We start from the raw sequence: 24534 nt of genomic DNA, 5'->3' as shown, positions 1-24534 counted from the left end.
GCAAAAATCAGGAGAAGGAGAAATCATAAATGGCTAAAGTAGCAGACAAATATCTTAAGGTTGATCCGTGGGCAATTATTGAAGAGGGCTTTGATCCAGAGCGAAATCGGACTTCGGAATCTATTTTTTCATTGGGTAATGAATATATGGGTGTACGGGGATATGCAGAGGAAGGGTATTCAGGTGACACCCTGCAAGGAAGTTATTTTAATGGATTAAATGAACAATTGGATATTGGCAATCACTACAAAGGGATTATTCGCTCGCTGAGATATATGGTGAATGCAGTGGACTGGCTGTATACACGTCTATCTGTAGATGGTGAACAGCTTGATTTAGCAAAAAGTAACGTAACGGATTATGTGCGTAGGTTGGATCTTCGTAAGGGTACGTATCGGAGAGAGCTAATCTGGCATCTAAACGATGGCAAGTCACTAAAAGTAGTCTTTACACGTCTGGTCAGCATGACTATGTCTCATTTGGGGTTGCAGCGGGTGGAATTTGAACCCCTTAATTTCTCGGGGAGCGTGGACATTTGTGCAGGTCTTGATTTCGGCATTATTCATGAAGAACGCGGCGAATGTATGTGGAACAGTCTCCGCAGCGGAGTAAGTGGAGCGTCCTCTGCTATTATGGCGAGTACAGTGAATACTGGGAATAAGCTGTTCTCAAGCTTTACCTTACAATCCTCGCAGCCGTTACAGCTCACTGCTACTGAGAGTGATAAGTTTATTGGACAAAATTTCACCCTCAACCTTACGAAAGGAGAAGTCTCCTATTTTACCAAACTGGTTATGAACTATTCGGATAGTGATTCTGCCCATACAGATGAAGAGCTGTGGAGCAAAGGTCTGTCTCTTGCTGAAACCGCAAGCCAATTGACGGATACTCAAATAATCGCTGATCAGACAGCTTATTGGAAGGGCATCTGGGAGACAAGTGATATCCGAATTGAGGGCGATCCTGAGAATCAACAGGGTATTCGTTTCTGTATCTTCCAGCTTTATCAGACCTATCATGGCGATCATCCCGGTTTTAATATTGGTGCCAAAGGGCTGACGGGGGAAGTATATCGTGGGTTGGCTTTTTGGGATACAGAATCCTATTGCTTACCGTTCTATATGTTCAATAATCCAAAGGCTGCCCGGAGCTTATTGGAATTCAGATATAAAACATTGCCACAGGCTATGCAGCGCGCTAAAGAGGTGGATTGTGAGGGAGCTTGCTATCCTATTGCTACTATAGATGGAACAGAAAGCTGTGATCTCTGGCAGCACTCTAATCTTCAGCTTCATGTAGGGACTGCTGTTTCTTATGGCATTTGGCATTATGTCAAAAATACCGGTGATAAAAGCTTCCTGCATAGTAAAGGGGCTGAGATGCTGATTCAGATCAGCAGATTCTATGCTACACGTGGTCAATGGGGGCAACGCAGCGGGGAATATGGTTATTTTGGCGTAATGGGTCCTGATGAGTTCCAATTGATGGTCAATAACAACTGTTACATTAATCTGATGGCTCAACAATCTTTTGAATACACCCTAGAGACTCTTCGGGAGATGAAAGAACAGGCTCCTGCTGCTTTTGCAGCTGTGGTAGAGAAAACAGAACTTCATGACGAGGAACTCACCGATTGGGAAAATAAGGCGCAAAATATGCGGATTCCGGTTGACGAAGTGACAGGAGTTTATGAAGAGCATGATGGGTTCTTCGATATGCCACATATTGATATTCATTCGATTCCGGTAACAGAATTCCCATTATATTCGAACTGGTCATATGATCGTTTGTATCGCTATGACATGATTAAGCAGCCGGATGTACTTATGTTTATGTTCTTGTACAGCGGACAATTCTCTAAAGAAGCGAAGCTGGCGAACTACGAATACTACGAGCCTAGATGTATTCATGAGTCTTCGCTGTCACCTTCGATCCACTCCATTTTGGCAAGTGAAATCGGCAAACCCGAGGAAGCATATTCGTTTTTTGAATTTGCTACTCGACTGGATTTAGACAACTATAACCGCAATACCCGTGAAGGGCTGCATACTACCTCAATTGCTGCTGCTTGGATGAATATTGTTTACGGCTTTGGCGGAATGCGTTCGGATGGAGCGCGTCTGTCCTTTCAGCCAACCCTGCCAGAACGCTGGGATGAATATAGCTTCCAAGTGTTGTATGAAGGAGTGCTTCTGAGAATTGTGGTGGACAAAAATTCAGTAACAATCACTGCGGTTAATGGTGGAAGTACCGAAATTATAGTGTACGGACAGTCGATTAAAGTGGATGCTTCCGGGAAGACGCTTCCGCTAGGCGAAGGGATGCTGGCAGGATGAATTGGACCGCAAAGGATAGTTGTTTTGATAAACAGCTGGTGACGACAAACGGTAACAAATATATGTTAGGCAACGGCTACATGGGATATCGCGGCACACTGGAGGAATTCAGCAAAACCGAGCTAGTAGCTGTCACCCTCGCAGGTCTATATGACAGAGCAGGAGACAAATGGAGAGAACCCGTTAATGCCCCTAATGGATTGTTGACCAAGATTTTCTGTAATGATCAGCTCTTAAGTGTGCTTGACCGTGAACCGGCCGCTCATACTCAGGAGCTAAATATCCGAAATGCCATTCATCATCGGAGCACTGAATATGCTGTATCTGACGGAGGGACGTTGACGTTTACCGCAGATCGATTCGTAAGCCAGGATAATCTTCACTTGCTCGTTAGTAAATACTCTATTCGCAGCACACAAGACTGCCGAGTAGTCATTGAGACGGGAATTGACTTAGATGTGTGGGATATCAATGGACCTCATCTCTACGGACAAACGGTGCAATTGAAGGACGAGGTGCTGATCTCTTCATCTGTCAGCGGAGAATTGAAGATTCCGGTTGTTGTGGCGGAGAGGGCGGTATTCAGTTTTGGTGAGGAGCTACTGGAAGATGGGGCTGCTGTTCGCCGGATTTCTTTTCATGCCCGTGCGGGTGAGACGTATGAATGGTTTAAGTGTGTAGCAGTCTATACTGGACTTGATGCTGATCAGCCGGAGACGGAAGCTGTTAAATCTGTCCATGCTGCTGAGGCGCTGGGTTATGAGGCGTTATTTAAGTCTCACCGTCTGATATGGGATGAGAGATGGTCACACAGTGATGTAATCATCGAAGGTGATGAAGCTGCCCAATTTGCCTTGAGATATAGTATCTATCAGCTGTTAATCATTGCGCCTACAGTTTCGGAGAAGGTGTCTATTCCAGCCCGGGGATTATCGGGTCAGGTATATAAGGGAGCTGTATTTTGGGATACGGAAATGTTTATGTTGCCGTTTTTCCTGCACAGTGATCCTAAGGTAGCGCGGAACTTGATGATGTACCGGATTCATACATTGGATGGTGCACGCCGTAAGGCAGCGGAATATGGATTTTTGGGCGCATTTTATGCTTGGGAAAGTCAGGATACGGGAGACGATGCCTGTACTTTGTTTAATGTGAATGATGTATTTACAGGCCGGCCGATGCGCACCTATTTCCGCGATAAGCAGGTTCATATCAGTGGTGACGTTGTGCATGGGATCTGGAAATATGTTCAATTCACAGGCGATGAAAGTCTGCTTACTAGTGGAGGAGCAGAGGTGATCTGGGAATGCGCTCGCTTTTTCTACTCTTACGCTTACTATAATTCGGTTAAACAGCGGTTTGAGATTCTGGATGTTACAGGTCCGGATGAATATCATGAACGTGTGAACAATAATGCTTTTACGAATGCACTGGTTAAAGAGACGCTTGAGATTGCCTTGCGTACGGCAGCTTTGCTGCAAGAGAAGTATCCTGAGGATTACAGTCAATTGTCCGCTCAGTTTAGCTCAGGGCCATTCCTAGAGGAGTTCAAAACGATGCTGGATAGCTTTTATGTTCCACAGCCTGATCCTGCCAGTCTTGTTATTGAACAATTCGACCGGTACCTCACCTTGGAGGATGTAGAACTAACAGAACTGAAATCACGTGTGCTTAATAAAAATGAGTATTTTGGCGGCGGCAATGGCTTAGCTACCACCACAACCATACTTAAACAAGCAGACGTTGTGTTGATGCTGAATTTGTTCAAGCACTCCTTTAGCAAGGAAGTGAAACAAGCGAACTGGGAATTTTACGAACCGCGTACGGAACACGGATCAAGCTTAAGCCCTTGTATCTACGCTTTGGTAGCTGCTGATATTGGTTCACCGGATTGGGGCTATCCGTATTTTATGCGTACGGCTACCGTCGATCTCACCGGCGAATCTAAGCAATATGTAGGGGATCTCTACATCGGAGGGACTCATCCGGCTGCGAATGGTGGTGCTTGGATGGCGGCGGTTCTTGGCTTCGCTGGGTTGGACTACGATGGAGGGGTTGTGCACATCAATCCATCTCTGCCGAAACATTGGCAGTCCGTTCAGCTTCCGGTTACCCTGCGCGCCGATACCATCCAACTGCGGATTAGTAAGGATGAAGTCACTGTGATCACAGCTGCTGATTACAGTGGAGACTTGGTATTCTCGGTGCAAGGCGGAGAAGGCAAGTCCTGCTCTGCAGGTGAGACCCTTCGACTGGCCTTTGACGAAACGGGATTATAAATATTAATACACAACGGAGAGGAAGCAAATCAATGTTGGAAAATATGAAAGGCGCCATCTTTGATCTGGATGGCGTGATCGTAGATACAGCCAAATATCATTATTTGGCGTGGGCGAGTCTTGCAGATGAGCTTGGCTTTAAATTCACGGAGGAGGATAACGAGCGGCTTAAAGGTGTGAGCCGGATGAGATCGCTTGATATCCTGTTGGAAGTGGGTGGCCTGGAATTTAAGGAAGCAGAGAAGCTGGCAATGGCGGAGAAGAAAAACCGCCTGTACGTAGAATACATTTCTCGACTCGAGGAATCGGAGCTGCTGCCTGGAGTGAAAGAATACCTGACAGGAATGAGATCACGTGGGATTGGGATTGCGTTAGGTTCAGCCAGTAAGAACGCTGAGTTTATTTTGAATAAGCTGAACATTACAGACTTATTTGATGCAGTTGTTGACGGCAACAAAGTGTCACTAGCCAAACCAGACCCAGAGGTGTTCCTGATTGCGGCTCAGGAGATAGGCTTGCAGCCGGATGAATGTGTTGTGTTTGAAGATGCTGAGGCAGGCGTTCAAGCAGGTAAAGCTGCTGGGATGAAGGTTGTAGGTATCGGCAAACCTGAGGTGCTGAAGGAAGCTGATCTGGTCGTAAAAGGATTGTATGAGCTGCTGACAGACTAAAGCTCTAAATGAACATGGGACCGACTCCAAAGTAGCGGATGATTTTGGGGGCGGTCTTTTTTTTGTGCAAAGTCTCTGTATTTAGCTAGCTCTGACTGTCTATCGGACCTCATAGTCGCTATTAGCTGCAAATTAAGTCATTCAGAACGTTAGTCAAAAGCTCGGACAGTGTATCGGACCTCATAGTCTCTATAAGTAATAATCCGGCTCATTTGCGATCCTATCGGACCCCATAGTCGCTATTAGCTCGAAAAGCCCTCATATTGCGCATGTTTGGAACGAATAACGCCACTGGGGTCCGAAACTCCCCCTAAAAGCCAAAAATCAGCCCAATAGCTGCATCTGAGTCCGATCGCTCATCGTGAAGAGTGTGTGTGGGAATGCAAAACGCCGAATAAGTAGCTGAGCTGCACATTAAGTAATTCAGATAGTTAGTCTTAAGCTCAGACGGTGATCGGACCCCATAGTCGCTATTAGCCGTATATTAAGTCATTCAGAACGTTAGTCAAAAGCTCGGACAGTGTATCGGACCTCATAGTCGCTATTAGCCAAAATTACGCTCATTTGAGAAGATATCGGACTCCATAGTCGCTAATGGCTCGAAAAGCCCTCGTATCGCGCATGTTTGGAACGAATAACGCCTCTGGAGTCCGAACCTCCCCGTAAAAGCCAAAAATCAGCCCAATAGCTGCATCTGAGTCCGATCGCTCATCGTGAAGAGTGTGTGTGGGAATGCAAAACGCCGAATAAGTAGCTGAGCTGCACATTAAGTAATTCAGATAGTTAGTCTTAAGCTCAGACGGTGATCGGACCCCATAGTCGCTATTAGCCGTATATTAAGTCATTCAGAACGTTAGTCAAAAGCTCGGACAGTGTATCGGACCTCATAGTCTCTATAAGTAATAATCCGGCTCATTTGCGATCCTATCGGACCCCATAGTCGCTATTGGCTCGAAAAGTCCTCGTTTCGCGCTTGTTTGGAACGAATAACGCCACTGGAGTCCGAACCTCCCTGTAAAAGCCAAAAATCATCCCAATAGCTGTATCTGAGTCCGATCGCTCATCGTGAAGAGTGTGTGTGGGAATGCAAAACGCCGAATAAGTAATAAACCGCACATTAAGTAATCCAAACGCACAACAAGCAGCAAGTCGCACAGTAAATAATTCAGAAGGTTAGTCTCAAGCTCAGACGGTGATCGGACCCCATAGTCGCTATTAGCCGTATATTAAGTCATTCAGAACGTTAGTCAAAAGCTCGGACAGTGTATCGGACCCCATAGTCGCTATTAGCCAAAATTCGGCTCATTTGTGATCCTATCGGACTCCATAGTCGCTATTGGCTCGAAAAGTCCTCGTATCGCGCATGTTTGGAACGAATAACGCCTCTGGAGTCCGAACCTCCCTGTAAAAGCCAAAAATCATCCCAATAGCTGTATCTGAGTCCGATCGCTCATCGTGAAGAGTGTGTGTGGGAATGCAAAACGCCGAATAAGTAATAAACCGCACATTAAGTAATCCAAACGCACAACAAGCAGCAAGTCGCACAGTAAATAATTCAGAAGGTTAGTCTTAAGCTCAGACGGTGATCGGACCCCATAGTCGCTATTAGCCGTATATTAAGTCATTCAGAACGTTAGTCAAAAGCTCGGACAGTGTATCGGACCTCATAGTCGCTATTAGCCAAAATTACGCTCATTTGAGAAGATATCGGACTCCATAGTCGCTAATGGCTCGAAAAGCCCTCGTATCGCGCATGTTTGGAACGAATAACGCCTCTGGAGTCCGAACCTCCCCGTAAAAGCCAAAAATCAGCCCAATAGCTGCATCTGAGTCCGATCGCTCATCGAGAAAAGAGTGTGTGTGGGAATGCAAAACGCCGAATAAGTAGTAAGTCGCACATCAAGCAATCCAACGCACAATAAGCACCACCATCGCACATCAAGTAATCCAGACGCCCAACAACAAAGCACATTCAAGTATTGAAGTACTTGAGTATTCAAGTGTTCAAGAACATACATCGCACTTCTTCCATATAGAGATCATTCCTCCTAGCCCCACGCAGTGATCTTTACGCCGCCCTCCCTTTTTCTGTTTGCGGTTTTTAGAAAGGGAGGAAGATCATGGAGAGGAAATTTGGAACTGGAGGAGCGGAAGCGTCCGCCTTTGTCTCCGGATTTTATCCGCCAGTAGCGGTATAAATCAAAAAATCTGGAGACAACAGCGGCCGGAAGTCCAAAGTTTCCTCGTAATGACCCCATGACTCCCTCTCTCACAAATTCGCCCAACAGAAAAAACTACATACAAATGAACATAAAAAACTTTAAAATAAACATATGTAAGCGTTTATCACTTTGATATAGTTATTGAACCCGGAGGTGTATCTCGATGTTGTCTAGGCTGATTAGGCCGATTTTGAAGCTAAACGTCAAACAACAGCTTATCCTGCTGTTTCTGATTATGATCTCGCCGATTCTGTTTTTGAACATTTACGGGAATATGAAGGCTGAGCAAATTCTGAAGCGCCATGTGACGAATGCTTATGTAGAGCTGAACAAGCAAAACTTCACCATCATTAACCGAGATATCGATACCGTAAATAAAATTACTACCACTGTAATTCAAAATCCTCTGATTCAACAGATTAATATGACGGGTTCGGATACCATTCTGGAGCGGGTTAAACGTTATGAGACGATAGAGAAGCTGTTGGTCAGTTACTCGCAGGGAGCGGAGCGTGGGGACGGCATCTATTATTCCCTTTATATATACGATCCCGAGGATTATTATTTTTTTGCACCCAATTTCCCACAGGTTAAGAAGGCGGGAGTATATTTCTTTTCCAAAGCGGAAGAGCCCTATTGGTTCGAGGAGGTTGTCCAGAAAAAGGGCCGCGGATCTCTAAAATTTACAGGGAAGCTAAGTGCACAAGCGGAAAACTTGAAGACTCTTACCTATATGAGAGCTGTCAATAACATCTCCAGAAAAGCTGAGACCATTGGGGTTTTAGTCATTACCAAAATGGACGCAAAAATCGGAGAATCCCTTAAATCCATATCGTTGCCTGATGGTGATATTTACTTAACAGATCTGGATAATCGTGTACTCGCTTCTACTACGAATAATACTGGTGAGATCATTACGCTGCCGGAGACGGTCGTTGCTGAGGATTTGGAGGGAACCGTGGATGTTATTACCTCGGATTTTATTTATGTGGTCAATAATAACCATGCCTTAGGACAAAAGCTAGTCTACAAAATCGCCGTAAAAGCGCTGCTGCAGCAACAAAACGAAATGAAAAGTGTGATTCAATACATAACTGTGGCCTATGCTGTTTTTGGATTAATCATGATTACTTATTTCTGGCGTTCATTAATGACGCCTTTGCAAAAGTTAGCTTTTTTCGTCCGGAAGTTTGAGCCAGGCAATCGTGTCCCTGAGACGCCAAAAAGAGGGAGTAACGATGAGGTCAGTGTGCTGATTGGATCTACCTATGACATGGCCCGCAGGCTAAATGGACTAATTACTTATAAATACCAGATGGAGCTAAAACAGAAGGAATCACAGCTTCAACTGCTCTATCAGCAGATCAATCCGCATTTGCTCTACAACACTTTGGAGAGTATTTACTGGAAAAGCTCGCTGGAAGGTAACGTTGAATCCGCCGAGATGATCAAGGAATTATCCAAGCTTATGAAGATTAGCCTCAGTCGGGGAAGGGAGCTGATTAGCCTTGAAGAAGAGCTGGAGCATGCAACGGCCTACATCAAGCTGCAGCAGCACCGGTATGATTATATATTTCGTGTAGTAATGGAGATTCATCCAGATACGAAAAGAAATCTAATTCCTAAAATTACTCTGCAGCCGTTAATTGAGAATGCTATTATTCATGGTGTCAAAAATATGGGCGAGGATGGGGAAATCATCATTAGCGCAGTTTGTGTGGACGATACCGTCGAGATCACTATTGAAGATAATGGCTATAAGACTGTTGATTATCAGGCCATCGAAGCTGTGCTGAATGACGACAGTCCAAATCCGGCCAGCGGTTACGGGATTCGCAACATTAACCAGCGTATTCATTTACACTTCGGCTCTGATTATGGCATCAGCTATACCCCTCGTAAAGAGGGCGGTACATTGGTGACGGTTAAGCTTCCGAAATCAGAGAATCAGGACTAAGGAAGGGGAGCATACAGATATGTTCAATATATTAGTTGTGGATGACGAACCCTTGATTTGTAAAGGGCTGAGCAATTTATTAGCTTCTTCGGGGTTAAACATAGACCATATTTATACAGCAAACAGTGGTTTTGAAGCGCTGGACTGCATTCGGATGGAGGAAATAGACCTGCTCGTTACTGATATTCAGATGGGCGCAATGAGTGGGATTGATCTAATGCAGCATGCAAAATTGGCCAAACCCTGGGTACAGACCATCGTGATTTCTGCACACGAGACGTTTCAATATGCGCAAATGGCCGTTAGGCTTGGAGCGAAGGATTATTTGATCAAACCTTTGAACAGTGAGCAATTTCTTGATTCGGTGCGAAATGTGCTGCTTAAGATGGGGAAACCATCACCAGAATTGGATATTTTCATGTCAGGAATTAACGAAAGCTTTCGGCTGGAAGAGCCGCTTCCGGAATACAGCAAGTTATTGAATGAGCTGCTCATTGAGCCTGAAGGTGTACTGTGTGATGCAGAACGCTTGCAAAAGCTGGATAACCTGAAGCTGCAAGGGCCGTATTTTTCCGTCTTAAAAATTAAGGTACCTCTGGCTGGAATGAATCAGGAGAAGCACTACACCCTGCGGGACAGACGGCTTCTTTGTTATGCCGCGCTGAATATCGCCAAAGAGCTGATGGATCAGGAGTGGAACTCGACAGCCTTTTACGCAGAGGATGAAGAGATTACGATCATTATTCAGTGGGATGAAAAAAGCTATGAAGATTCGTCTGCCAGCCAAATTAATAGGCTAGATATCCTTGGCCGTAGTCTTCATTTTAATATTCAAAAATATCTGCACTTAAATGCAGTTATCGGCATCAGCCAGATTCTCAAGGGTCTTTCTTTTATGGCTGTATTGAACCGTCAAGCCTCCAAAGCCATTCTCTGGAATAATGAACACAATGACCATTATGTGTTTTACTACGGGGATTTTAATTGGAACAGCTACACAACCGATCCTTCAGTAGAAGAGCTTCATACACGCAGCAATCTGATTGTAGAGAAAGCGAGAGAGTATATTGACGAGAACTATGCGCAAAAAGGATTAACCATCCATGAAGTGGCTAAGAAAAACCATGTCAGCCCCAATTATTTGAGCTATCTGTTTAAGAAAAATACAGGTTACAACCTGTGGGAATATGTAATTAAGCTGCGGATGGAAGAAAGCCGGGAGATGATTTTGAACACAGATCTTCGCAGATACGAAATCGCCGAGCGTGTAGGTTATGAATCACCGGAGCATTTTAGTAAAATTTTCAAAAAATATTATGGGATTAGCCCCAGTGAATTGAAGAAGTAAAAACACATACTACTTCGGTAGATTTAGACATGTTCAGTACAACCCTCATTTTCTACAATTTAAGGTAGGAAGCATTTTGCGAAAAATGCTGAAAGAAAAATGGAATGAGGGAGCCTGATGAATCAAACCGCAGTTGTATCCGAAAATCCGCCGGCGCTGAAGGGTACACCTTACAAGCAAAACCGCTGGAAGAAAAACTTTTGGGGATATATGTTCCTCGTACCTGCTGTGATTATTTTTGTAATGTTCTTGTGGGTGCCAATTTTTAAAGGCTTGTTGTACAGCTTCTACCATGTTGATTTTGTAAAAGGGAATAGCTTTGTTGGCTTTGAGAACTATGCTAGAGCCCTTAGTGATCCGGATGTTTTGACCGCGTTAAAAAATACAGGGTATTACATGCTTCTATGTCTTATTATCGGGTTCTGGGTTCCGATTGCTTTTGCTATTATGATCTCGGAGCTGAGAAGGTTTGGGGGCTTTGTGCGGGTAGCGGCTTACCTACCTTTTGTAATGCCTGGTGTGGTGCTATATGGACTCTGGAGATGGCTTTATGATCCTGTGGGCCCAATCAATGCAGTATTAAGCTCGTTTGGTGTGGACCAGGTTGCCTTCCTGACAGATACAAGGTGGTCGATGATTTCCCTTGTTTTTATGGAGACGTGGCAGCAGTTTGGATCAGGGATGTTAATATACTTGGCTGCTGTACTCAGCATTCCGCGGGATTGGTATGAAGCAGCTGAGATTGATGGGGCGGGTGTGTGGGCACGTATAAAGTACATCACATTGCCTTCGCTACGTAATTTGATCATTTTGATGTTTATATTACAGATTATCGGGACTTCACAAGGGTATCAGTCACAAATGGCGCTGCTTGATGGTGGGCCGAATAATACTACGCTTACCTATGCGCTGCTGATCGTAAAATATGCTTTTACGCGACTCGATTATGGAATAGCGACTGCGCTTGGCATGCTAATGTTCATAGTCCTAGGTGGTTTGGGCATTTTACAGTTCAAGCTTAACAAGGAGGACAACTAAGATGAAGAGCGCAGATAGAGGGATTCTCTCAGAACATGATTTGAAAAAAACAAGCAATAAGATCGTTTATGGCTTGATGTGCGTGGTTATTTTGATTATGGTGTTTAGCATGCTGTATCCGATCTGTATGACGTTATTTAACGGACTGAAATCGAATCAAGAGGTGAACTCATTCCCACCGCATTTTTTCCCGCAGGAATGGCACTTCAGCAACCTTAAAGAAGCGATGAACTACATTGATCTGCTGATGTTCCTTAAGAACACTATTTATATTTTTGTGGGGAATATGGTCGTGACACTAGTCGTATTGGGAATGTCTGCTTTCAGCATTTCTCGTATGAATGTTCCTTACAGAAAGGCAATTTATTTCTTTTTCCTGATGACATTATTTATTCCGGCGACCAGCTACATGATTCCCAACTTTGTCAATCTAAAAGAGCTTGGATTACTGAATCAGTACGCTGCCTTTTGGCTGCCGGCTGGTGCGAATACATTCTATTTTCTACTCTTAAAGAACTTTTTTGATGGGATACATCCTGAAATTTTTGAAGCCGCGCGGATTGACGGCTCCTCTGAGCCGAGAAGCTTTTTCTCCATTGCAGTGCCATTGTCGGTTCCGATATTTGCTACGCTGGCGATCTTTATCTTTTCTACTGCATGGAATGACTGGTTCTGGCCATCTCTGGTTATGCACAGTGAAGAGAAATATACGCTCGCGACAGCAATCTATAAATACGTTATTAATGTAAAGGCACTTAATACGAATATTAAATTCGCTATCCTATTTATCGTATCGTTGCCGCCGATCCTTGTTTTCCTGATCTTCCAAAAGTTCATTATGCGTGGTGTCGCATTATCAGCAGTTAAGGGATAAGCGCGGATCGACGAATTTAGTCACGGATCGTAAACATGCACATGAAAGGAATATAAATGCACCTCGTTTGTAAACGATTTCTCTTTTATGATCGATATGTAAGATAACTATGAATTGAAAAGGGGAGTTTCAATGCGTAAGTACTCTAGCGTGCTACTAAGCCTCCTTGTGGCCGGATCATTGTTAACCGCATGCGGCGGTAACAACAATAACGGAAACACAACAGGAAACAAGGAAGGGGAAGCGACTACTGCGCCAACGAATGCTGCAACAGATAATGCTGGCAGTGCTACAGCAGCGCCAACTGATGATATCACACAAAGAAAAGTGACCATCAAAATTCACTATCCAACCCCTGACCTAACCGAAGTTAGAGCACAGGAAGATGACAAGATCAAACGTTTCCAAGAGGAGTATCCGAATGTTGAAATCGTCAAAGACGATTGGCAGTACAATGTAAGTGAAATCGGCATCAAAATGGCAGCGAATGAAGCTCCAACCTTCTTTAACACTTACGCTACAGAAGCAAAATTTCTTGTTGAAAAAGGCTGGGTAGCTGACATTACGGATCTGTGGAATAAATACGAATTTAAGGATCAAATTAACCCGGTTCTCCAAAACCAATTTATCATTGACGGAAAAGTATTCGGCGTAACTCAAAAGGGTTATGTAACAACCACAATGATCAACAAAAAAATGCTGGATGAAAAAGGCGTTGCTGTTCCATCTATGGATTGGACTTGGGATGATATGCTGAATACCGCGAAAGGCGTAGCTGATACCAAAAAAGGGATTTCCGGTATTGCTCCAATGGGTAAAGGGAATGAAGCTGGCTGGAACTGGACCAACTTCCTGTTCGAAGCTGGCGGTGAAATTCAGAAGATTGAAGGCGGTAAGGTTGTAGCTACTTTTAATTCTGAGGCTGGGATTAAAGCGCTGGATTTCTACAAGAAACTTAGATGGGAAGCAAACGCGATTCCTCAGGACTGGGCACTGGGCTGGGGCGATGCTGTAGGCGCATTCCAACAAAGTCGTACAGCAATGGTAATGGCTGGATCTGACGGTGTTATTGAGCAAGCGTTGAATCAAGGCGGTCTGAAACCAGAAGATGTACTTACGTATCCAATGCCTGCGATGGAAAAAGGCGGAAAACACACTGGGGTACTTGGTGGTGACTACCTTGTAATCAATCCAAATGCAACACCAGACGAGCAAGAAATGGCATTCCGTTATATTACATTTGATTACTTCTCCGATAAAGGTCTAGAAGCACTGGATGCGGTTCTGCAACAACGTACAACGGATGGCAAATACTTTATTCCGCCGCTCTTAGATTACTATTCTGCAGATTCTGACTTCGGCAAGAAAACAAAAGCTGTGTATGATAAATATACAAATGTATATCAATACAGCCCTGATATTTTAGGCTTGCTGGACGGTAAACCGGAAGCGCAATACAATACACAGGACTACTACGCAACCATGTCCAATGTAATTCAAGAGCTGTTCTCCAAAAAGGGAACAGATTCCAAGACACAGCTTGAAGCTGCTGCCAAAACAGTGCAAGAGAAATTCTTCGATACAATTAAAGTAGAATAGGCAAGGAAGGACAGAACCGGCTCCTTTAGGAGTCGGTTTTTTTATGTTTATATTATTGATATTTTTATAAATCAACCCAACGGATGGCTCCCGACTATTTTTTAGAGGGTCATGGGAAAAATAGAGTGTCAACAAAATTAGATTTGCATTTTTAAAATATTTTTGCGAGCGGAAAGGTAGAAAATGGGTATCGGTTCTTGTCTTTTTAAACATAAACTTTAGATTTAAGGAATAATACAGCATAAATAATGGTAAAACACCTATAATATGATCGAATGAAAGCGCTTTGAAAACAAATCAAAAAAACTTTATACTTTGTGAAAGATTTCACTATACAAGGTGGAAATGATGTGATAAGATAAATGTGTAGAGAAAAACAACCTAAAAATTGACAGGAGGACGAGGGAGATGGCAGTTAAGAACGAAGTCGCCGCCCAAGTTAAACAAACTACCGCTGAAGAGTATATTCAGACTTTGGTGGATAAAGCGAAAAAAGCACATGAGGCATTCATGGCGCTGGATCAAGAGCAAGTTGACACAATCGTTCATGCAATGGCGTTGGCTGGACTCGACAAACATATGTACCTCGCTAAATTGGCTGTAGAAGAAACTGGCCGCGGGGTTTACGAAGACAAAATTACTAAAAACATCTTCTCGACAGAATATATCTGGCACGGAATTAAATACGATAAAACAGTAGGCGTTATTGAAGACAATGCTTATGAAAGCTTCCAAAAAATTGCTGAGCCCGTCGGAATTGTAATGGGTATCACACCGGTAACCAACCCTACATCCACCACGATGTTTAAAGCGTTGATTTCGATTAAGACACGGAACCCTATTATATTCGGTTTCCACCCATCTGCGCAAGAGTGTAGTGCAGCAGCTGCTAGAATTCTTCATGATGCGGCTGTAAAAGCTGGCGCACCTGAGAATTGTATCCAATGGATTGAAATGCCAACGATGGACAAAACAAACGCTTTGATGAATAACCCTGACGTTGCACTTATTCTTGCAACTGGCGGTTCTGCAATGGTAAAAGCAGCTTATAGCTGTGGTAAACCAGCTCTTGGCGTAGGTCCCGGTAACGTACCTGCATTCATCGAAAAGAGCGCGGATATCGATCAAGCCGTAACGGACATCATTCTTTCCAAAACATTTGATAATGGTATGATCTGCGCTTCCGAGCAAGCTGTTATTATCGAAGAACCAATCTTCGATCAAGTGAAAAAGAAAATGATCGCTAATGGCTGCTACTTTGTTAACAAAGAAGAAGCTGCCAAACTTACTAGCGGCGCTATGAACGTTGATAAATGTGCGGTTAATCCAGCAATCGTTGGACAATCCGCAGTGAAAATTGCTGAAATGTGCGGCATTCAAGTTCCTGCCGGCACTAAGATTCTGGTAGCAGAACTTGAAGGTGTAGGCACTAAATATCCATTGTCCGCTGAAAAATTGAGTCCTGTGCTTGCTTGCTACAAAGTTAAAAACGCAGATCAAGGTATTGAACGCGCAGCACAAGTTGTTGAATTTGGTGGTATGGGCCATAGTTCGGCTATCCACTCCAACAATGAAGAAGTAATCATGAAGTTCTCCAACCGTCTGCAAACAGGACGTATTCTCGTTAACTCGCCTTCCACTCATGGTGCGATCGGCGATATCTATAACACTAACATCCCTTCGTTGACGCTGGGCTGCGGATCTTATGGTCGTAACTCCGTGTCGCAAAACGTTACAGCAATTAATTTGATCAACGTGAAAAGGGTGAATCGTCGTACCGTGAATATGCAATGGTTTAAAGTACCTGACAAGATCTATTTCGAAAAAGGCGCTACTCAGTACCTAACCAAAATGCCTGATATCACACGTGTCGCAATTATCACTGACCCAATGATGGTTAAGCTTGGATATGTTGAGAGAGTTGAACATTACCTGCGTCAACGCCAAACTCCTGTAGCGATCGAAGTGTTCTCGGAAGTTGAACCAGATCCATCGACAACTACAGTTGAAAAAGGTACAGCAATGATGAACAGATTCCAACCGGACTGCATCATCGCACTTGGTGGTGGTTCCCCAATGGATGCTGCAAAAGGAATGTGGTTATTCTATGAACATCCAGACGCTGACTTTAACGGTCTGAAACAAAAATTCATGGATATCCGTAAACGGGTTTACAAATTCCCTAAACTTGGAAACAAAGCTAAGTTTGTAGCGATTCCAACTACTTCGGGTACAGGTTCGGAAGTAACATCTTTCGCAGTTATTACCGATAAAACAACTGAACAACACACTAAATATCCTTTGGCTGACTACGAGCTAACTCCAGACGTAGCTATAATTGATCCAGAGTTCGTATATAGCTTGCCAAAAACTGCTGTAGCTGATACAGGTATGGACGTATTGACACATGCCATCGAAGCTTATGTATCTGTTATGGCGAGTGACTACACGGATGGTCTGGCAATTAAAGCAATCCAATTGGTATTCCAATACCTTGAAAAATCGGCTCTTGAAGGCGACAGAGTTGCCCGTGAAAAAATGCATAACGCATCAACACTTGCTGGTATGGCCTTTGCTAATGCTTTCCTGGGTATTAACCACAGCTTGGCGCATAAATGGGGCGGTCAATATCACACTGCTCACGGTCGTACTAATGCGATCCTTATGCCACACGTTATTCGTTACAATGCTAAGAAACCTACGAAGTTCGCTTCGTTCCCTAAATATTCACACTTCGTAGCTGACGAGCGTTATGCAGAAATCGCCCGTATTCTGGGATTGCCAGCTCGCACAACTGAAGAAGGTGTAACTAGCCTGATCAATGCTATTCGCGACATGAACAAAAAACTGGGTATCGAAGAATCCTTCCAACAATTGGGCTTTGATCCTAAGGATTTTGAATCCCATGTAGATTACTTGGCTGACCGTGCATTTGAAGATCAATGTACAACTGCCAATCCTAAGCTGCCACTGGTATCTGAACTTGCAGATGTATATCGTAATGCTTTCTACGGAAGATTTGATAATTAATATTTGGTTAAGTAGATAATAGGATGGTTGTGGATTAGATATAAGTGACAAATATCACCGGAAAGGTGATATTTGTCACAGTCTATTTATAGAAAATAAACTAAAATGTTTATATAAACAACGGTCCCATATATGGAACAATGATTGTGAATTTTCGAACAACCATATTTTTCTTGGGATCACGAGACACGGGATCAACCTTCAAGCCCGCGATCTCTACAAATATAATATAAATATAGATGGAGGGATTTAGCATGTCGGTGATTGAAAAAGATGTACAAGAAGTGAAATCCGGTTGGAGAAGTTTTACAAAAGGTAAATGGTCCAGAAAAGTTGACGTTAACAACTTTATCGCAAGCAACATTAAGCCTTATGAAGGAAACGAAGAATTCCTCGTAGGACCTACTAGTAACACAACTGAACTGTGGAAGATTATTTCCCAATTGAGCAAGGAAGAAAGAGAAAGAGGCGGCGTATGGGATGTTTCCCTAGATACTGTCTCCACAATCACTTCACATGCTCCAGGCTACATTGACAAGGACAAGGAACAAATTGTAGGCGTACAGACTGATGCTCCTTTCAAACGTTCCATCCAGCCATTCGGCGGGATCAAGATGATGGTTGATGCTACGAAGGCTTATGGCTTCGAGCTTCCACAAAACATCGTTGACATGTTTACGAACATTCGCAAAACGCATAACCAAGGCGTATTTGATGCATATACACCAGACATGAGAGCTGTGCGTAAATCCGGCGTAATTACAGGTCTTCCTGATGCTTACGGCCGCGGACGCATCATCGGCGACTACCGCCGCATTGCTCTGTACGGTATTGATTTCCTCATTAAAGACAAAAAACAACAACAAACTGAGCTTGAAGTAGATTCCATGACTGAAGATATCATTCGTTTACGTGAAGAGCTGTCCGAACAAATTCGTGCACTTGGCGAATTGAAAGAAATGGCAGCTGCTCATGGTATGGATATTTCCAGACCGGCGACCAACTTCAAAGAAGCTACTCAATGGGTATACTTCGGATATCTGGCAGCAGTTAAAGAGCAAAATGGTGCGGCGATGTCCCTGGGCCGTGTGTCCTCTTTCCTGGACATCTATGCAGAACGCGATATTGCTGAAGGTACTTTGACTGAAGAACAAGTACAAGAAATCGTCGATCATTTCGTAATGAAACTGCGTATCGTGAAATTCTTGCGTACACCTGACTATAATGATCTGTTCTCCGGCGACCCAACATGGGTAACTGAATCCATCGGTGGTATGGCTGAAGACGGAACAACTCGTGTTACTAAGAACAGCTTCCGTTTCTTGAACACCCTGTACAACTTGGGTCCAGCTCCGGAACCAAACTTAACTGTACTGTGGTCCGAAAAATTGCCTGAAGCCTTCAAAAAATATTGTGCTAAGGTTTCCATCGAAACTAGTGCAATTCAGTATGAAAATGACGATGTAATGCGTCCATACTGGGGTGAAGATTATGCGATTGCTTGCTGCGTATCTCCAATGCGTATCGGTAAACAAATGCAGTTCTTTGGTGCTCGTGCCAACCTGGCAAAAGCATTACTGTATGCTATCAATGGTGGTGTAGATGAAAAATCCGGAGCACAAGTTGGACCGGAATTCCCAGCGATCACTTCTGAATATCTGGATTATGACGAAGTAATGAAACGTTTCAAACCGATGATGGAGTGGTTGGCTAAGACTTATGTTAACACTTTGAACATCATTCACTATATGCATGACAAATATTCTTACGAACGTATCGAAATGGCGCTGCATGACCGTGACATTCTGCGTACGATGGCTTGTGGTATTGCTGGGCTGTCCGTTGCAGCTGACTCACTAAGCGCAATTAAATACGCCAAAGTAAAACCTATTCGTAACGAACAAGGTATTGCGATCGATTTCGAAACCGAAGGCGAATTCCCTTGCTACGGTAACAATGACGATGCTGTTGACAGCATCGCAGTAGAATTGGTTGAAACCTTCATGACTATGATCCGTAAAAACAAAACATATCGTGATTCTGTGCCGACTCAATCGGTACTGACCATTACTTCGAATGTAGTGTACGGTAAGAAGACAGGTACTACACCTGACGGACGTAAGAAAGGTGAACCTTTCGCACCAGGTGCTAACCCAATGCACGGACGTGACAAGAAAGGCGCCTTGGCTTCCCTGAACTCTGTAGCTAAACTGCCTTACTCCGATGCACAAGATGGTATCTCTAATACGTTCTCCATCGTACCTAAGGCACTTGGTAAAGACGAGGATTCCCGTAAGTCTAACCTGGTACACATGATGGATGGATACTTCCATAACAACGCTCAGCATTTGAATGTTAACGTATTTAACCGTGAACAGCTGATGGACGCTATGGAGCACCCAGAGAACTATCCACAATTGACTATCCGTGTATCCGGTTATGCAGTTAACTTCATCAAGCTGACTCGTGAACAACAAATGGATGTAATCAACCGTACATTCCACGGTTCGATGTAATTTGTTCCTGTCATGAAGATCTTTGAATTAGTACTACTATTGAAATAATTGCAAGGAAGATACCGCCCTTGTCTCAAGGGCGGTAATATCTTGTTTGAGAATTGTTAAAATTTTAAATTTTATTGCCGCGATATAGGGATATGACAGTCTCAAGGACAGGGATCTTCATCGTTGAAAAAGGGACTGTTAGTCTGGCGTGGCGAAAGGATGACATCCTATGATTAAAGGTCGCATACATTCTTTGGAAACCTTTGGAACCGTTGATGGACCTGGTATTCGATTTGTCTTATTTATGCAAGGCTGCTTGCTGAAATGTCAGTATTGCCATAACCCTGATACCTGGGCTTTAGATGAAGGTAAAGAAATGACTCTTGAAGAAGTGCTTTCGGAAATCGAGCCATATATAAACTACTATCGTTCATCCGGTGGCGGGTTAACTGTATCCGGTGGAGAACCAACCTTGCAGGCGCAATTTGTAAAGCAGTTATTTACGGAAGTGAAGAAGCGTTGGAATTTGCACACCACATTAGACAGTAATGGTTACAACGAAGGTGACAAGATTAATGACTTATTGGATGTAACAGATTTGGTTATGCTTGATCTGAAGCATATTGATGAAGAAGCGCATATCAAATTAACCGGTAAATCCAATGATCGAACTTTGAAGCTTGCACGCTGGCTCTCAGACCATAATCGTAAGATGTGGATCCGACATGTATATGTTCCTGGTATTCATGATCGTGAAGAGGATCTCATTAACTTAGGTCGTTATATTGGAACCTTAAATGGCGTCGAGAAATTCGAAATCTTACCTTATCATCAGATGGGTATCTATAAATGGGAAATGCTCGGCAAAGCTTATGAACTGGATGGAGTACCTTCTCCAACAGAAGAAGAAGTGCAACGGGCATATCGCTTGGTCGAAGAAGGTCGTAAGCAAACGGCATTGGTATAATAGAAATCTATTTTTAAGAGAGACCGTACCCTCAGTGGTTGATCATCACTGAAGGTGCGGTTTTTTGTTATGAGGAAGTAAAAAGGGAGGGGGTAAAGCTCCTCTGAGGGGGAATTTTATATTATTTCTAATAAAGACATGCTATAGTTACACGTGGTTTATGGGGTAGATAATAAATGAATATGTCAGGTAATATGACTAATTTGATATTTTAATTAAATGTTTTTAAAGAAAAACAAACTTTTGTGATGAGAAAAACAAATGAATAAAGCGATTTAACATTTTAATGTTATAAAATATAACTTATCATGTAGTTGATTCCGCTTACATTAGAGATTTTTATCCCTATAGTGGATGAATCTTAACCTTACGATAATGAAGTCTGTTTTCTATAATAAGAAGTGTAAAGCACATCAATATATAGGGAGGGTCACAAGAAATGAAAAAAAGTATGACTTTGCTATTGTCCCTGATTTTCGTATCATCAGCTTTACTGACTGGTTGCGGAGGCAACAACAATGCGTCTTCTAACAAAGGAGATGGAAACGCTACCGCGACTAACTCAGCCGCTACAAATGCTCCAGCAACAGAAGAACCGGTAAATAACGAGCCATTTGAAATGACGATTCGTCACACTCAAATCGGTGCAGACAAGCAGAAACGTCTGGCTATTCTCGAAGAAGTAGTTAACAAAGTACAAGAGGATGTACCGGGTCTGACCTTTAAACTCGATGGGGTAGATTCAGATGTAAACCGTAAAGAAAAATTGCGTGGTGAAATGGCTGCGGGTAATCCACCGGAAATCTTCGATCTGTTCGGTAGCCCTGACTCCAAGATCTATGCTAAAGAAGGTAAATTACTTGACCTGACTCCAATCCTTGAGGAACTTGGAATTAAGGATAAATTCTCAAATCTTGATCCTTTCACTTATGAAGGAAAAATCTATGGGTTGCCTATCGGTGGTTCTGGTGAAGGTTTCTTCTATAACAAAGAATACTATACAAGCAAGGGCTGGAAGGCTCCAACAACATTTGCTGAATTGGAACAACAATTGGCTGATATCAAGGCTGATGGAAAAGTACCTTTGGCTGGTGCATCCAAAGCTGGTTGGGTACCACTTATGTTAGCTAACCACCTGTGGTCACGTTATGCAGGTCCGGATGTAACTGCTAAATTTGCAACAGGCGAAGCTAAATGGTCTGATCCAAATGTAGTAAAAGGATTTGCGAAATACAAAGAATGGGTTGATAAAGGCTACTTCAAAAAAGGCGAACTTGGCTTTGAATATGCTGAATACACAACACAATTCACTAGTGGTGAAGCGATCCTGCTGTATGATGGTACTTGGAAATCTTCCGTATTTAAAACGGGCCAATCTGGCGAAGGTTTGATCGGTAAAGTTGGATTCTTCAACATCCCAGCAGTTGAAGGCGGAGCGGGTGACCAAACTGCATTGATGCGCGATGTGAACAATGGTTATGGTTTCTCTGCATCTGCTGAGAAAGATCCACGTCAATTGGCTGCTGTGAAATCTTTTATTAAAAACTTATTTAATGAAGAAATGCAATTGCGCGGACTTGTTGAAGATGGTGTATTGCCAGCAATGAAGATTGACCAAAACGTATTGAATGAGAATATTACTGATGATCTGATGAGCGAAATCGTAGGTGTACTTAACAACTCACAATCTTCGTTCCCAGCATTTGACTCTCTTGTTCAAGCTGATGTAACTACAGAAATCAGTAACATTCAAATTCAAAAACTGATTGGCGATCAGACGACTCCTGAGAAAATGGGCGAAGCTTTGCAAAAGGTACAAGAAGAAGCAAACGCAGCAGTTGAATAAATAGCTGCAAACTGAATGTACCCTGGTGCTAAATCCAGGGTACATTTTTAAAATCAAAGAAAATATGTGTTTGCACTTGATCTGAAGCATTCACTATTCGCCAGATGTCAAAGCAACCGGAGGTAGTCATGAATAAAGCATTAAGAAATCCAGTGGTGTTTTTCCTTTTCGTTCTTCCAGCATTGATATTGTTCACGATGTTTTTCATTTACCCCATTTTTAGCTCTATTTATTACAGCTTTACTAGTTGGAACGGTGTATCGGAGACGGTTAAATCAGCCGGATTAAGTAATTATGAGAAAGCACTAGGAGATGAACGATTCTGGATATCCGTTAAAAACAACGGTTGGTTTATTCTTTTCTCCGTATGTATACAGGTACCGTTGATCGTATTCTTCTCGTTATTGATTTCTAATGTGAAGAAGTTAAAGGGCTTATATAAGACAGCAGTCTTTATGCCTTCCATTATGTCTACAGCGGTTATCGGTATTCTCTGGGGGTTTATCTATGAGCCCAACATTGGACTTTTTAATAAGCTCCTTAGTCTAGTAGGAATTAATCCTATTTACTGGCTGTCAGATGAAAGATTTGCAATGCTTTCTATTTTGTTGACGAACGCTTGGCAGTGGACTGGATTTTATATCGTTATGGTCCTAGCGGCGATTCTAGCTATTCCTGGTGAATTGGATGAAGCTGCAGCCATTGACGGCGCAACTGGATTTCAACGCGCTACTCGTATCACGCTCCCACTAATCGTACCGATCATCTCGGTTGTAATTATGCTATCCATTGCTGGAGCAATGAAAGCTGCGGATATCGTCATCGTTATGACTAAGGGGGGACCTGCAGGTTCAACCGATGTAATGGCAACTTACATGATTAAATATGCGATCACGAACTTTAAGTATGGATACGGAAATGCCATCGCTGTCCTGATCTTTGCATTTACACTGGTGGTTACAGTCCTTTATCAGCTGCTGATTGCACGTCGTACAGAAAGGATTGAATACTGATGCCACGCGCCCTGAAAAAGAGTCTGCCACATATTGCCCTTTTATTCTATTTGTTAGTGATCCTGTTTCCTTTCCTATTCGTATTATTCTCATCTGTGAAAAAGGATAATAATGAGATTGCGCTTAATCCTTTTGGCATCCCAAAGGAATTCGTCTTCAATAACTACGTGGAGGCTTGGGTAAATGCCAAGATTAGTACTTACTTTTTCAACAGTTTGTACATTTCGATCCTTGCCTCTGTAGTGTCCATTCTGCTTGCGTCTATGTTTGCTTTTGCGGTTACGCGGATGCGTCAGGGGAAATGGAATACTATTTTGTTCTCACTGGTTTTAGTAGGAATGCTCATCCCGAATAATGCTTTAATGCTACCGATTTATACGATCGTACGTAAGTTAGGAATACTGAACACCCACTGGGCGTTGATCATTCCTTATATCGCCAATGCGATTCCATTTACCATCATTATTTTAGCAGCATTTATGCGAAATTTACCTAGAGAAATAGAAGAAGCTGCGGTCATGGATGGCTTGAAGGCACCGGGTATCTTTGCTAGAATTATTGTACCTCTAACGGTTCCGGCTATGGTTACGGTATTCATTGTTAATTTCCTGGGAAATTGGAACGAGTTCTTGTTAGCTAACTACTTCCTGTCGAATGACGAGCTGCGAACGCTTCCAGTAGGTATGGTCCAATTCCGTGATCAATACCAGATGAACTATGCACAAATGTCAGCCGGTATCGTCTTCAGCGTACTGCCGGTAATAATCATTTATGCAATTCTTCAGGAGAAGATTATTGAAGGTGTAACAGCGGGTGGCGTAAAAGGATAACCTTATTCTCAGTCAGGAGC

14 protein-coding genes are annotated in these 24534 nt (G+C 43.1%); all 14 read left to right on the top strand.

What is annotated here, in order from left to right:
* The first annotated feature begins 29 nt into the window (after positions 1-29).
* The 14 genes from NYE58_RS26265 to NYE58_RS26200 all read left to right on the top strand — a co-directional run bounded on the left by NYE58_RS26265 (position 30) and on the right by NYE58_RS26200 (position 24514).
* Positions 30-2336 carry a glycoside hydrolase family 65 protein gene (locus tag NYE58_RS26265; RefSeq protein ID WP_341003408.1) on the top strand — a complete coding sequence of 769 codons (2307 nt, stop codon included), beginning with the start codon at positions 30-32 and terminating at the stop codon, positions 2334-2336.
* On the top strand, positions 2333-4615 hold the full coding sequence (locus NYE58_RS26260; RefSeq protein WP_341003407.1) for a glycosyl hydrolase family 65 protein: 2283 nt from the start codon (positions 2333-2335) through the stop codon (positions 4613-4615). Before NYE58_RS26265 ends, NYE58_RS26260 begins: the two co-directional genes overlap by 4 nt.
* A 32-nt stretch (positions 4616-4647) precedes the next feature.
* On the top strand, positions 4648-5286 hold the full coding sequence (gene pgmB, locus NYE58_RS26255) for a beta-phosphoglucomutase (RefSeq protein WP_076130680.1): 639 nt from the start codon (positions 4648-4650) through the stop codon (positions 5284-5286).
* A gap of 2385 nt (positions 5287-7671) precedes the next feature.
* Complete coding sequence (locus NYE58_RS26250) at positions 7672-9465, top strand: cache domain-containing sensor histidine kinase (RefSeq protein WP_076193077.1); 1794 nt, start codon at positions 7672-7674, stop codon at positions 9463-9465.
* Between the two features lie 19 nt (positions 9466-9484).
* On the top strand, positions 9485-10813 hold the full coding sequence (locus NYE58_RS26245) for a response regulator (RefSeq protein WP_076134518.1): 1329 nt from the start codon (positions 9485-9487) through the stop codon (positions 10811-10813).
* Positions 10814-11023: 210 nt separating this feature from the next.
* On the top strand, positions 11024-11851 hold the full coding sequence (locus tag NYE58_RS26240) for a carbohydrate ABC transporter permease (RefSeq protein ID WP_445671792.1): 828 nt from the start codon (positions 11024-11026) through the stop codon (positions 11849-11851).
* Between the two features lies 1 nt (position 11852).
* Positions 11853-12725 carry a carbohydrate ABC transporter permease gene (locus NYE58_RS26235; RefSeq protein ID WP_036682930.1) on the top strand — a complete coding sequence of 291 codons (873 nt, stop codon included), beginning with the start codon at positions 11853-11855 and terminating at the stop codon, positions 12723-12725.
* Between the two features lie 132 nt (positions 12726-12857).
* On the top strand, positions 12858-14324 hold the full coding sequence (locus tag NYE58_RS26230) for an ABC transporter substrate-binding protein (RefSeq protein ID WP_076129626.1): 1467 nt from the start codon (positions 12858-12860) through the stop codon (positions 14322-14324).
* A 408-nt stretch (positions 14325-14732) separates the two neighbouring features.
* The gene (adhE, locus tag NYE58_RS26225) at positions 14733-17354 is read left to right on the top strand and encodes a bifunctional acetaldehyde-CoA/alcohol dehydrogenase (protein WP_036682925.1); all 2622 of its coding nucleotides are present in this window, start codon (positions 14733-14735) and stop codon (positions 17352-17354) included.
* 254 nt (positions 17355-17608) lie between these two features.
* A complete protein-coding gene (gene pflB / locus NYE58_RS26220) occupies positions 17609-19870 on the top strand; it encodes a formate C-acetyltransferase (protein ID WP_076218917.1) in 2262 nt (753 codons plus the stop codon).
* A gap of 217 nt (positions 19871-20087) precedes the next feature.
* Positions 20088-20825: a pyruvate formate-lyase-activating protein gene (gene pflA, locus NYE58_RS26215; RefSeq protein ID WP_036682920.1), complete on the top strand. Its 738-nt coding sequence runs from the start codon at positions 20088-20090 to the stop codon at positions 20823-20825.
* A 439-nt stretch (positions 20826-21264) separates the two neighbouring features.
* Positions 21265-22671, top strand: a complete 1407-nt coding sequence (locus NYE58_RS26210; RefSeq protein ID WP_076129628.1) for an extracellular solute-binding protein — start codon at positions 21265-21267, stop codon at positions 22669-22671.
* 128 nt (positions 22672-22799) lie between these two features.
* Complete coding sequence (locus NYE58_RS26205; RefSeq protein WP_036682917.1) at positions 22800-23684, top strand: carbohydrate ABC transporter permease; 885 nt, start codon at positions 22800-22802, stop codon at positions 23682-23684.
* Positions 23684-24514: a carbohydrate ABC transporter permease gene (locus tag NYE58_RS26200; protein ID WP_036682912.1), complete on the top strand. Its 831-nt coding sequence runs from the start codon at positions 23684-23686 to the stop codon at positions 24512-24514. Before NYE58_RS26205 ends, NYE58_RS26200 begins: the two co-directional genes overlap by 1 nt.
* Positions 24515-24534: the final 20 nt, after the last annotated feature.

Source organism: Paenibacillus sp. FSL L8-0708, from assembly GCF_038009325.1.
GTDB lineage: Bacteria > Bacillota > Bacilli > Paenibacillales > Paenibacillaceae > Paenibacillus_AQ > Paenibacillus_AQ odorifer.
Note: the sequence above shows the minus strand (reverse complement) of the source record. Positions and strands in the feature narration are given on the sequence as shown.